Genomic DNA, 12,403 nt, shown 5'->3' on the forward strand with positions numbered 1-12,403 from the left:
ATGTTTGATAAAGTATATCGCTAAACGTTTAGGACAATCAATTTTGACATTATTTATTATTGTTACGATTGTTTTCTCCCTGTTACGATTGATGCCGGATGAAGGCTATTTAGGAGCAGCAGCGGAAAAGATGTCGCTGGAGCAACAAGAAGTTTATTTAACAAATTTAGGTTTACGGGACCCTTTACTAATCCAACTTAAAAATTTCTATATCGGTCTATTTCAAGGGGATTTGGGAAAATCGGTTACATACCGTACTGATGTACCTGTCTTGGACATTATACAAGATAAAATGATGTATTCGATTGTGTTTGGGTTAGGAGCCGTAGCATTATCTCTACTTGTCGGTGTGCCCCTTGGTATATTTATGGCTCAGTTTAAGGGGCGTTGGCTTGACCGTCTCGGAACGGGCTATATTGTATTCGTAGTAGCCGTACCAGCAATGGTCTATTTCTTAATGATACAAATGTATATTTCCGATTGGTTTAATTTACCGATGCTATTTGATGAGTACAATCCTAAGAGCTTTATATTACCGTTATTCTGTTTAGCTTTGGGACCGATTGCTTCCTATGCCATGTGGATGCGTCGTTATATGGTAGATGAGCTTAATAAGGATTATATTAAACTGGCGCGCGCAAAAGGGGTTACAGAGCGTACAATTATGTTCAGTCACGTAATGCGAAATGCCTTTATACCAATGGCACAGTATTTACCTGCAACAATTTTATTTACAATCACAGGTTCGATTTATATTGAATCGTTATTCTCTATACCTGGTATGGGCGGTTTGTTAGTTGATGCGATTCAACGTCAGGATAACAACGTGGTACAAGGGCTCGTTTTAGTGTTCTCTTCGCTGGGAATTATCGGTTTAATTTTAGGGGACATTTTAATGGCGATTGTCGATCCTCGAATTAAGCTAGGGAAAGGAGATAGTGTACGCTAATGGGATTATTTACAAAAGAAATTCAGAATATTTCGGAAAAATCGAATAACCAATTAAATGATCACTTATTTGAATTTGCCACTGTTGATGATGCGAAAGCAGAAGAGACAGCGTATTCAAATTACTCCTATTGGCGATCTACTTTCCGTTCCTTTAGGAAAAATAAAATAGCGGTATTTTTATTAATATTTGTAATCGGTTTAATTTTATTTACATTTATTCAGCCGTATTTACCAGATCAAAAATCACCTACACAAATCTATATTAATGCTGAAACGGGAATGCAGGATCGAAATGTTGCACCGAACGACGAATATATATTCGGTACAAACTCAATTGGTCAAGATTTATGGTCACGTATTTGGGAAGGAACTAGAACGTCGTTATTTATCGGCTTTGCGGTTGCCATTATTGAAGTAATCATCGGCTTTTCAGTCGGGGCATTGTGGGGCTACTCTCGAAAGCTGGAAATGCCGATAACTCAGCTTTATAACATAGTGGACAACATTCCGACTACGATTGTCTTAATATTAATGGCCTACATTTTACGACCGGGCATTTCGACAATTATTATTGCAATGTGTATTACCGGCTGGGTTGAAATGGCGCGATTTTTACGGAACCAAATCGTTATACTACGAGATCGGGAGTATAATTTAGCTTCAAAAACATTAGGAACACCTGGCTATAAGATTATTATTAAAAACCTGCTTCCCTATTTAATTTCGGTAATTATGCTGCGTATGAGCTTAGCGGTACCAGCTGCAATTGGGGCTGAAGTATTTTTAACTTATATCGGTTTAGGTTTACCGGTAAGCGAGCCATCGTTAGGGAATTTAATTAACGAAGGTCGTGTCTTGATGATGTCACCAGATTTACGTTACCAGCTTATTTTCCCGAGTATTGTGCTGAGTGTAATTACAATTGCTTTTTATATTATTGGTAATGCATTTGCAGATGCAGCAGATCCGAAAAATCACGTATAGGGAGGAAGGCGTTAAATGGAACAGGAAAAAATATTATCAATCGAAAATTTAGTCATTAAATTTAAATTACGAGGTCAAACATTAACAGCCATCCGTGATATTTCACTGGATTTATATAAAGGGGAAAGCCTTGCGATTGTAGGGGAATCAGGATCAGGTAAATCCGTTTTAGTAAAATCCATTATGGGACTACTCGATAAAAACGGTTATATTGACTCAGGTCAAATCATCTTTGATGGGCATGATTTATCAAAATTCAAAACAGAAGCAGATTGGCTTAAAGTGCGAGGTAAAAAAATAGCAATGGTGACGCAAGATCCGATGACGTCACTTAATCCGCTAAAAACGATTGGCAAGCAAATTGAAGAAAGTGTTATTTTACATCAAGGATTAAAAGGAAAAGACGCCTATGAAAAAACGTTGCAGTTACTGCGCGATGTTGGGATTCATGAGGTAGAAAGACGCTATGGGCAATACCCGCACGAATTCTCAGGAGGCATGCGTCAACGTATTGTTATTGCAATCGCAGTTGCATGCAATCCCCAGATTTTAATTTGTGATGAGCCGACAACCGCTTTAGATGTAACCATTCAAGCGCAAATTTTACAGCTATTGACTAACTTGCAGGAGAAATATTTGTTGACGACAATTTACATTACGCATGATTTAGGTGTAGTCGCAAAAGTTGCCGACCGAATTGCGGTAATGTATGCAGGGGACATTATCGAAGTTGGCCAAACGAACGAAGTATTTTTCAATGCTAAACACCCGTACACGTGGGCACTAATTTCATCCTTACCCCAGCTAGGAATAAAAGGGCAAGAGCTTTATTCGATTAAAGGTACGCCTCCGAATTTATTTAAGGAAATTAAAGGGGATGCGTTTGCACCGAGAAATCAGTATGCCTTAAAAATTGATTTTGTTGAACGTCCTCCTTTCTTTAAAGTTAGCGATACACATTATGCAAGGACATGGCTTCTCGATCCAAAAGCGCCACAGGTAAGTCCTCCAGAAGTGTTGCTAGCATTTTTCAAAGGGGAGGGACAATAAGTATATGAGTAAAACTTCTAGAGAAAAACTAATTGAAATTAAAAATATTGATATCATTTTCGGTACAGGAAAAAAACAATTTAAAGCGGTTGATAATGTAAGCTTCGATATATATAAAGGAGAAACATTCGGTCTTGTAGGTGAATCAGGGTCAGGTAAAACAACGATAGGGCGAGCGATAATGCGTCTCAACTCAGTTGCAAACGGAGAGATTCTCTTTCATGGTAAACCAATCAATGGGCGCATAACAAAAGAATGGGATCGTGAAATTACACAAAAAATACAAATGATTTTCCAAGATCCTGGTGCTTCATTAAACGAGCGTGCGAAAGTTGATTATATCGTTTCGGAAGGATTAATAAATAATAAAAAGTATAGCAGTGAGCAAGAGCGTATTGAAAAAGTAAAAAAAGCATTAATGGAAGTAGGGTTACTCCCGGAATTCGCTTCTCGTTTCCCCCATGAGTTTTCTGGTGGTCAGCGTCAGCGTATCGGGATTGCTCGTGCGCTTGTGATGGAGCCGGAATTTATCGTAGCGGATGAACCGATTTCAGCTTTGGATGTTTCGATTCGTGCTCAAGTATTGAATTTATTATCTAATTTGCAGGAGGACCGCGATTTAACCTATTTATTCATTGCTCACGATTTATCTATTGTACGCTTCATTACAAATCGTACTGCTGTAATTTATAAAGGGAGAATTGTTGAGCTTGGAGAAACGGAAAAGCTGTTTAACAATCCGCTTCACCCGTATACTCAAGCACTTTTAACTGCTGTACCCGAGCCGAACCCTATTAAGGAACGCCAAAAAAAGCTGCAAGTTTACGATCCATCCGTTCATCAATATGAGATGGATCCACCTGAATTTGTTGAGATTGAAGAAGGTCATTTCGTATTGGCGAATAAAGAGGAACAAGAACAATACAAAGCTGTTCTTGTAGGAAAAGGAGTGTAATCGATGAGTATTGTGATCCCGAAGTCGTTAAAAATGGGGGACACCGTTGCGCTAATAAGTGCATCAGGTGCTACACCGACTGAGCGCTTGCAGCCTGCTATTGAAGCCGTAGAAAAGTTGGGGTTTCGTGTAGTAGTTGGTGAAACTTGCCGTACACGTCATGGCTATTTCGGTGGAGATGATGCATTACGCGCAAAAGAGGTAAATGAAATGTTTGCCAACGCTGAAATTGACGGTATTTTCTGTATTCGAGGTGGGTACGGGGCAACACGAATTTTACCGATGCTTGATTTGGAGTTGATTTCAAATAATCCGAAGGTTTTTGCTGGATATAGTGATGTAACTGCACTGCACACCGTTTTCAATCAGATATGTGGATTTGTTACTTACCACACGCCAATGCCATCGACAGAATTCATAAAGGAAAATATGGATGAATATACTTGGGAATATTTCATTAAAAGTGTTACCAATACCAATTGGAGCGACTATTTACTTGAAAATGCGAAAGACGATCCGCTGGAAACTCTTGTTTCTGGTGCTGCTACAGGGCAATTGGTAGGTGGTAATTTAACGCTTGTCACAGCATCTTTAGGAACACCTTTTGAAATTGATTTAAAGGGAAAGATATTATTTTTGGAAGATATCGATGAAAATGTACAACGTATTGACCGTATGTTAACGCAACTCTCAACGTCGGGGAAACTAAATGAACTGGCGGGTATTTTACTTGGTGGTTGGACAGATTGCGGACCAATGGATGCGAAAAATCCGGAAAATAATTTGGATTTAATTACTGTATTTGAAGAAATTTTGGCTCCATTAAATATCCCAATTTTAATGAATGTCACATGTGGTCATATGTTGCCGACAATGTCATTACCACTTGGAAAAACAATTACGATGGATGCAACGAATAAAACGATACGAGTAGTCGGGTAAACCGGATGAAAAATCAAATTGAGAAATTAATTGAGCAATGTCCTTACAAAGTACATATCGTTGTCGAGGACTATAAAACATCCAGCCCTGCATTTCAATTACGTGAGCAGGAAGTATTTAGTAGCGCAAGTATTATTAAAGTACCTATATTAATGGCTATTTTGGTACATTTACAAAAAACGAACGGTGACCTGCAGCAGATAGTGGAAATTGCAGACGAGAATGTCGTTGATTTTAGTGTCCTTACAGAACAAGAGCAAACGAGTGCTACACTGTATGAGTTATTGTTATGGATGATTATTACAAGTGATAATACTGCGACAAATGTATGTATCGATTTTTTAGGTATGGATACGTTGAATAATTACTTTAACGAATTCGGACTTAAAAATACGCGTGTGCAACGTAAAATGATGGATTTTCAACGGCAAAAGCTAGGAATGGATAATGTAACGAATGCTTCTGATATACAGCGTTTGTTCCAGCAAATTTATGAAGGTCATCTACTTTCAAAAAAATGGAATGATATAGCAATCGATATATTATGTCGTCAACGCAGTCATGAGTCACTTAAGCGTTATATTGTCGATCATGTAAAAATGGCTCATAAAACAGGTGGTCTTGATACAGTCGATCATGATGCAGGCATTGTCTTTACGAAAGAATGCGACTATTTTATAGGTGTGTTTATATCTGAAGTTGAAGATAACGATAAGGCAAAGCAATATATTGGAGCAATTTCGAAAGTTGTGTATGACCATTTTACGAAATAGTGGGGAGGGGAAATTTTGAACGCAGTAGTGAAAGTAATGATAGCAAATCTACACGAGAGTACAGATGTAAATTCGGAGTTAACCGATGAAGCACTTTATGGAATGCCAGTTCAGGTGTTGGAGGACATCGAAGAGACATGGGTAAAAATTCGAACGTTTTATCGTTATGAAGGCTATACTCTAAAAACGAATTTGCACATGGGAAGTGAAGATTTACTTTCATGGGTTGATGCGGATTATGTTGTAATTCAAAACTTTGCCGATGTGCTAGTTAGACCGAAAATTCAAAGCAGTAAAATTATTACGTTAACGCGCGGTTCGTTTATTCAGGTTGTGCTGGAAGCAGATTTGGATGCTACTTGGACAAAGGTAGTGTTAGTAACAGGTGAAGTTGGCTATGTCCGTTCCGAATGGATTCAAAAGCGTGTAAAAGTGTACACGACAGATGAATTGGCTTTCCGTGAGCAAGTTGTTCAGGATGCGTTTCGATATATTGGTACACCGTATCGCTGGGGTGGAAAATCTCCTTTAGGCATCGACTGTTCAGGTCTTGTATCCATGGCATATATGTTGAATGGTGCATACATTTACCGGGATGCAAAAATATTGGACGGTTTCCCAATACGTAAAATTGAAAAGGAAGGGCTAAAGCGCGGCGATTTAATTATGTTCCCAGGTCATGTTGCATTGTATATTGGGGAAGGCTTGTACATACATTCTTCGCTCGGTGGCAATGAAGTGAATGTCAATAGCTTAAACCCGCAGCATGCAGAGTACCGCCACGACTTGGCAACGACGATTACTGAATATGGGAGTATATTTTAAATCAACAAGAGGCGAGTTAAAAGTGTTTGCTTTTAACTCGCCTCTAATTTTGTGCTGATTTTTAAAAGTTCTTTTGAATCCATTCGTTTGCTTCTGTCCAATTATAAACACGAACAACGTTATTCGGTACGCTCATTTGATTGTAAGGCGTATCGAAAAGGATGACAGGGATTTTAAGTTCCTCAGCAATTTCCACTGCATTATCATGTTTATCCTCAAAAAAGGCCTCTACACGATGCTTTTTTGCCACTTCTATTTTGTTGTGACTACCGATACATTCGATATGATCGTAAGGTACTTTGTAGTTTTCGAACCATGTTTTCGTAATGTCAAAAACATTTTCCCCACGTGCCGAAATATAATAAAGCTCATATTGCTGTTGCCAAGCCGACAATATATGCTGTGCATCGGCAGCCAGTTCACTCACTTCATACAGGCGGGGTTCATTTTCTTTAAACCAAGCTTGAAATTGTGCGCGATCAACTGGATATGGAAACCCGCTTAAAAAATCATATTCCGTTACATCCTGTAGCGTCATATTAATATTGTATTGTTTATTAATATGTGGAATTAATGTAGCAGGACATGTAACTGTCCCATCAATATCAATACCAAATCGATGCTTTAAGTTTGTCATTTCCATTGCTCCATTTCTTTATACGTTTGCTTCTGCTTCGCGTTTTTCCGCCATTTCAGCCGCTAATTTATCGATTTCTTTTTTTAGTTCTTCCACCATTGTTTCTTCTGGTACTTTTCGAACTGTTTTTCCTTTCATGAATAACAGTCCTTCACCGCGAGCACCAGCTATTCCGATATCTGCTTCACGTGCTTCACCAGGTCCGTTTACTGCACAGCCAAGTACAGCTACTTTTAATGGAACACTTAGTTTTGAAATGTATTCTTCCACTTCATTAGCAATCGAAATTAAATCGATTTCAATACGACCACATGTCGGGCAAGAAATTAATGTTGCCATATTTGAAGCTAGACCAAATGATTTTAGTAATTCGCGCGCAACTTTAATTTCTTCAACAGGGTCAGCTGATAAAGAAATACGTAGTGTATTACCGATACCTTTAGATAAAATGGCACCTAACCCCGCAGCGGATTTTACTGTTCCGGCAAATAATGTACCAGACTCTGTAATTCCTAAGTGTAGCGGGTAGTTAAATGCTTTAGAAGCTTTTTCATAGGCTTCGATCGCAAGGTTAACGTCAGACGCTTTCATTGATACGATTATGTCATGGAAATCTAGATCTTCTAGAATTTTGATATGGTGTAACGCAGATTCAACCATACCATCTGCAGTAGGGTAGCCGTATTTTTCAAGGATATGGCGCTCTAAAGAACCAGCATTTACACCAATACGAATTGGAATCCCTTTCGCTTTAGCAGCATTTACTACGGCTTCTACTTTTTCGCGTCGCCCAATATTCCCCGGGTTAATTCGAACTTTATCGATACCACCTTCAATGGCTTTTAATGCTAATTTGTAATCAAAGTGAATATCTGCAACTAAAGGTATATTGATCTGTTTTTTTATTTCCGGTATTGCATCAGCTGCACGCTCATCTGGAACTGCAATACGTACAATTTGACATCCAGCTTCTTCTAAACGTTTAATTTCAGCAACAGTTGCTTCAACATCATGTGTTTTTGTCGTACACATACTTTGTATTATGACTTCGTTATTCCCACCAATTGTTAAGTTACCGACACGTACAGGACGTGTTTTCGTACGGTGAACGATTTCACTCATGAAAAATTCTCTCCTTCTCAGGCTTGTTAATGTTGTTACATCACCTAAAAGATATAACGATATGTAAGCCGTCACTGTTCCTTATTTTATCAGTGTATGAAAAGAAGAACAAGGAAGAAACGTTACGAATTCATTTTGTGCAATTTTCCTTCGCATGAGAGATAATTGGTACGAACACTGTGTCACCTGGAACAAGTGGCTGTAAATTCAAATGTGGGTTCAATTTATAGAATTGTGCAAGTCTTTCAGGGAAAGTTGTTTTAACTGGAGAGGGAGTTGCTGAGAATAGGCTGTAAATTGTATCATCTTGTTGGATTTTTACGACAACATAGCTTTCTTGCAGGATTTCATCACAGGACTGTGTAGAGGCGTAAAAGGATGTTAAAGGCAGAGTGCCTTCTTGTAAATCTACTTTAATGACAAATGCAATTAATAAAAGCACAATGGAAGCTATTAAAAAGCGCAAAAAAATCCTCCTTATCTCTACAATTTAACTCACAAACACAGGTAGTTAAACTATATGATTCATAAGGAGAATTTATTATTTTTCAATCGGATATTTCGTTAAGGCAATTATAATAAATAGCATCGTAATAAAAATACTAATAAGGGTAGCAACTGTTGATGAAATAGGAAATAAATTTCCGAACATCGTGATAAATGTTCCCCATGTACTTGCAAATACAGCGGTCCGCCATACTTGGCGATATTCTCCACGACGCTTCATCGGCTTAATAAAAAACTGCCCTGCAAGCGCAAATAAACTTACTTTCACAAAATAGATTGAAGTATTTAAAACGAATAAAAAAATAATGGCAATAGGATAAACAATCCATTGAATATCTTGAGCATACAGTTCGATTTCAGAGTAACTGAAAATCTCGTCTGTTCCACCATTAATAAATTGACCGAATGAAAATGCTGTTATTAGCGTAATCATTAAAAAGGCATATTGCATTACTTTTCCTATTGAAAGAATTCGATAAGGTCCAAGTTTTCTAGGGTTGGTTAAGCTATGAATAAATAGCTGCATGTGCGAAATTTTCATATGTATGTGGCTCCTTTAAACAGTAGTTTAACATGAACAAAATGTTATTTGAACTTGATAAGTTAAAATTGAATCTTTTCGTTGTTTTTTTCGTATAATTTGTGAATACGCTTTTAAAGGATGTGGAACATATAGATATCATTGCATGGGTACTAATTATAGCTTTATTTGTGATCGCGTTTATCGGTTTAGTCTATCCGATTATACCTTCTGTCATATTTTTACTAGGCGGATTTATTGTTTATGGTTTATTTTACGGCTTTGGAGAATTACCTTGGTGGTTTTGGGTAATTGAGCTTTTATTTGTAGTTTTGCTATTTGTTGCTGATACGATTTCCAATTTAATAGGTGTCAAGAAATTTGGAGGTTCTAAAGCAGGGATGTGGGGGAGCACTATCGGTCTATTAATTGGACCATTCGTCATTCCATTTGCGGGAATTATAGCAGGACCCTTTATTGGTGCTATCATTGGTGAATTGATAGTTACTCGCAGTAATTTACAGCAGGCCATTCAAGTAGGCATTGGCTCGGTAGTGGGATTTTTAACTTCTGTTGTGACAAAAGGAATAATACAGGTGGTCATGATTGTAATATTTATTATTGCGATTTAATAAGGAGCAAATATTTGTAAATCTTAACTTGTATCGCTTACACTAGTATTGAATAAGATTACAGACAACAGGCAATGCAAGAAATAGATGGTTGTCAGTCAAAAGACTGAAATGTTATTATTACAGTTTTTTTGATTGAATGACGAATCATTTTTTGATAACCTAGTATTGTAATCAACATTAATTATATGTTCCAGGGAGGAATAGAAACATGGCTTTCAAATTACCAGAATTAACTTACGCTTACGATGCATTAGAACCACATATCGATGCAAAAACAATGGAAATTCACCATTCAAAACACCACAATACTTATGTAACAAACTTAAACGCAGCGGTAGAAGGTACTGAATATGCTGACAAAGACATCAACGAGTTAATCGCTAACATTGATGCTTTACCAGCTGACAAACAAACTGCTGTACGTAACAACGGTGGCGGACATGCTAACCACACATTATTCTGGGAATTAATCGCTCCAGGCGGTTCAAACACTCCAGTAGGTGAAGTTGCTAAAGCAATCGACGCTAAATTCGGTTCATTCGACGCTTTCAAAGAAGAGTTTGCTAAAGCTGCAACAACTCGTTTCGGTTCAGGCTGGGCTTGGTTAATCGTTGAAGGTGACGGTGTAGCTGTTACTTCAACTCCAAACCAAGACTCTCCAGTAATGGAAGGTAAAACACCAATCCTAGGCTTAGACGTTTGGGAGCATGCTTATTACTTAAACTACCAAAACCGTCGTCCAGACTACATCGGTGCATTCTGGAACGTAGTGAACTGGGACGTAGTAGAAGCTAAATTCCAAGCTGCAAAATAATTAAAATTGAAATTCAATTTTAATTACTTCTGCACCGAAAGCAATGCGACAGGTGCAAAATAATTATCTGAAAGATACGCATGGGAAGTATTATCGCTTCCCATGCGTTTTTTTATTGATTTCTTCCACATTAGTTTATTTTATATTATCTTTTGCAATGTTTCTTTTAAGCGGGAAAAGTCATAAATATATTGATTTAAAGTTTCAGGTGAAAGTACATAATCTTCTTTATGCCACTGGAGGAGCAGGCCAATGATGGAGTTTGCAGTATAGCTTGCTAAGTATTCAAGCTGCTGGTCTGACATGTGCTCCGTCTCTTTGGTATGTGATTCGATAACGAATAAGCGAATCGTCTTTAATAATTTGTGATAGTAAAGCATAGGTGTTTTTTCATCAAAAACAATGCGGTAAAAAGCTTCATACTTTTTGACGTGGTGAAAAATTTGAATCATTTCAGGTGTTAGCATAGCTAAATTATCTTTAGTAACATCATATGGAAAATCATAAGAAAGTTTTAAATCTTTAACGATATCATTAAAGTAGCGTTCAAAGACTCCGTGTACGTTTTTATAATGCAAATAAAAAGTTCCACGATTAATTTCAGCAATGCGACATATTTCTGCAACCGATATATTTTCTAATGATTTTTGATTTAATAAAACTATTAATGCCTTTTGTAGGTTGTCGTGTGTTTTCTTTACACGTAAATCCAAAATATTTCCCCCTTTAATGAACATAAAATTAAAAAAGTGTTGAATAATAAACTAAAGTTCATATAACTGTCGTTTGTGCATTTTTTTTCTTTCAATTATAATTTTTATTGAACAGATGTACAATAACTTCGATTTAAAAGGAGAGATTTAATTGAAATTACAGAATAAAGTAGCGATCGTTACAGGAGCTGCATCTGGTATGGGGAAGGCAATTGCTGAAGCATATGCTAAAGAAGGTGCCAAGGTAGTTGTTTCCGATTTAAATGAAGAAGGCGCAAAAACTGTTGCAGATGAAATTACGGCAAATGGTGGCACAGCATTTGCAATCGGAACAAACGTAATAAAAGATGAAGACTTACAACAATTATTTGATACAACAATTGAAAAATTTGGTCAATTAGACATTTTAGTAAATAATGCTGGAATCATGGATGGTTTTGAGCCAGTAAATGAAATTACGGATGCTCGTTGGGATATGATTTTTGCTGTAAACACAACGTCTGTTATGAAGTCGATGCGTATAGCAACTGATATGTTCCTTAAACAAGGACATGGTATCATTGTAAACAATATTTCTGCAGGTGGTTTAAATGGAGGCCGCGCAGGCGCTGCCTACACAGCTTCAAAGCATGCAGTAGTTGGGTTAACGAAAAATACAGCATTCATGTTCTCGCAATCAGGCATTCGTGTAAATGGTATTGCACCGGGTGCTGTTATGACAAATATTCAACAATCAATGCAAAACATAAGCCAGTATGGTGCTGGGCAACAACAAAAAGGTTCTGCGTTGATTCCACGTGTTGGTAATCCGGAAGAAATCGCAAACTTAGCAGTCTTTTTAGGCTCAGAAGATTCAAGTTTCATTAATGGTCAGATTATTACAGCTGATGCAGGTTGGACAACTTACTAATAGTTTTTTTTAAGCAGTTTTGGAACTTCGGTTTCAGAACTGTTTTTTTTTGAATTTATATCCTC

15 protein-coding genes are annotated in these 12,403 nt (G+C 37.4%); 10 read left to right on the forward strand and 5 right to left on the reverse strand.

Annotated features, from left to right (window positions below; all coding sequences use genetic code 11):
* Positions 1-4 precede the first annotated feature (4 nt).
* The 7 genes from SNE38_RS15125 to SNE38_RS15155 are packed head-to-tail and all read left to right on the forward strand — an operon-like array spanning position 5 to position 6,480.
* A complete protein-coding gene (locus SNE38_RS15125) occupies positions 5-949 on the forward strand; it encodes an ABC transporter permease (protein WP_191704972.1) in 945 nt (314 codons plus the stop codon).
* Positions 949-1,935: an ABC transporter permease gene (locus SNE38_RS15130; RefSeq protein WP_191704973.1), complete on the forward strand. Its 987-nt coding sequence runs from the start codon at positions 949-951 to the stop codon at positions 1,933-1,935. Before SNE38_RS15125 ends, SNE38_RS15130 begins: the two co-directional genes overlap by 1 nt.
* A 15-nt stretch (positions 1,936-1,950) precedes the next feature.
* On the forward strand, positions 1,951-2,985 hold the full coding sequence (locus tag SNE38_RS15135) for an ABC transporter ATP-binding protein (protein WP_191704974.1): 1,035 nt from the start codon (positions 1,951-1,953) through the stop codon (positions 2,983-2,985).
* A gap of 4 nt (positions 2,986-2,989) precedes the next feature.
* On the forward strand, positions 2,990-3,940 hold the full coding sequence (locus tag SNE38_RS15140) for an oligopeptide/dipeptide ABC transporter ATP-binding protein (RefSeq protein WP_191704975.1): 951 nt from the start codon (positions 2,990-2,992) through the stop codon (positions 3,938-3,940).
* A gap of 3 nt (positions 3,941-3,943) precedes the next feature.
* On the forward strand, positions 3,944-4,882 hold the full coding sequence (locus tag SNE38_RS15145; protein WP_191704976.1) for a S66 peptidase family protein: 939 nt from the start codon (positions 3,944-3,946) through the stop codon (positions 4,880-4,882).
* A 5-nt stretch (positions 4,883-4,887) separates the two neighbouring features.
* Positions 4,888-5,655 carry a serine hydrolase gene (locus SNE38_RS15150; RefSeq protein ID WP_191704977.1) on the forward strand — a complete coding sequence of 256 codons (768 nt, stop codon included), beginning with the start codon at positions 4,888-4,890 and terminating at the stop codon, positions 5,653-5,655.
* Between the two features lie 15 nt (positions 5,656-5,670).
* On the forward strand, positions 5,671-6,480 hold the full coding sequence (locus SNE38_RS15155) for a C40 family peptidase (protein WP_191704978.1): 810 nt from the start codon (positions 5,671-5,673) through the stop codon (positions 6,478-6,480).
* A 61-nt stretch (positions 6,481-6,541) separates the two neighbouring features.
* Here the strand turns inward: SNE38_RS15155 and SNE38_RS15160 are convergent, their stop codons facing one another.
* The 4 genes from SNE38_RS15160 to SNE38_RS15175 all read right to left on the reverse strand — a co-directional run bounded on the left by SNE38_RS15160 (position 6,542) and on the right by SNE38_RS15175 (position 9,287).
* Entirely contained in the window at positions 6,542-7,117 is a 576-nt protein-coding gene (locus SNE38_RS15160) for a hypothetical protein (protein WP_191704979.1), read from the reverse strand.
* Between the two features lie 18 nt (positions 7,118-7,135).
* On the reverse strand, positions 7,136-8,239 hold the full coding sequence (ispG, locus tag SNE38_RS15165; protein ID WP_191704980.1) for a flavodoxin-dependent (E)-4-hydroxy-3-methylbut-2-enyl-diphosphate synthase: 1,104 nt from the start codon (positions 8,237-8,239) through the stop codon (positions 7,136-7,138).
* A 130-nt stretch (positions 8,240-8,369) separates the two neighbouring features.
* Complete coding sequence (locus SNE38_RS15170; protein WP_191704981.1) at positions 8,370-8,705, reverse strand: hypothetical protein; 336 nt, start codon at positions 8,703-8,705, stop codon at positions 8,370-8,372.
* Positions 8,706-8,780: 75 nt separating this feature from the next.
* A complete protein-coding gene (locus SNE38_RS15175) occupies positions 8,781-9,287 on the reverse strand; it encodes a DUF1189 family protein (protein WP_191704982.1) in 507 nt (168 codons plus the stop codon).
* A 131-nt stretch (positions 9,288-9,418) separates the two neighbouring features.
* On the opposite strand from SNE38_RS15175, the gene SNE38_RS15180 reads away from it, so the two are divergent.
* Together SNE38_RS15180 and SNE38_RS15185 are read left to right on the forward strand one after the other, a co-directional pair.
* Positions 9,419-9,898 carry a DUF456 domain-containing protein gene (locus SNE38_RS15180; protein ID WP_191705030.1) on the forward strand — a complete coding sequence of 160 codons (480 nt, stop codon included), beginning with the start codon at positions 9,419-9,421 and terminating at the stop codon, positions 9,896-9,898.
* Positions 9,899-10,109: 211 nt separating this feature from the next.
* Positions 10,110-10,715, forward strand: coding sequence for a superoxide dismutase (locus tag SNE38_RS15185; RefSeq protein ID WP_191704983.1), 606 nt, complete (start codon positions 10,110-10,112; stop codon positions 10,713-10,715).
* 140 nt (positions 10,716-10,855) lie between these two features.
* Here SNE38_RS15185 and SNE38_RS15190 read toward each other — a convergent pair whose 3' ends face one another.
* On the reverse strand, positions 10,856-11,428 hold the full coding sequence (locus tag SNE38_RS15190; RefSeq protein ID WP_225223878.1) for a TetR/AcrR family transcriptional regulator: 573 nt from the start codon (positions 11,426-11,428) through the stop codon (positions 10,856-10,858).
* A gap of 151 nt (positions 11,429-11,579) precedes the next feature.
* Between SNE38_RS15190 and SNE38_RS15195 the strand changes: the two genes are divergently transcribed.
* Positions 11,580-12,338 (forward strand): SDR family oxidoreductase, encoded by a 759-nt coding sequence (locus SNE38_RS15195; protein ID WP_191704985.1) that lies wholly within the window; start codon positions 11,580-11,582, stop codon positions 12,336-12,338.
* The last annotated feature ends 65 nt before the right edge of the window (positions 12,339-12,403 follow it).

The organism is Solibacillus ferritrahens (genome assembly GCF_037027585.1).
GTDB lineage: Bacteria > Bacillota > Bacilli > Bacillales_A > Planococcaceae > Solibacillus > Solibacillus ferritrahens.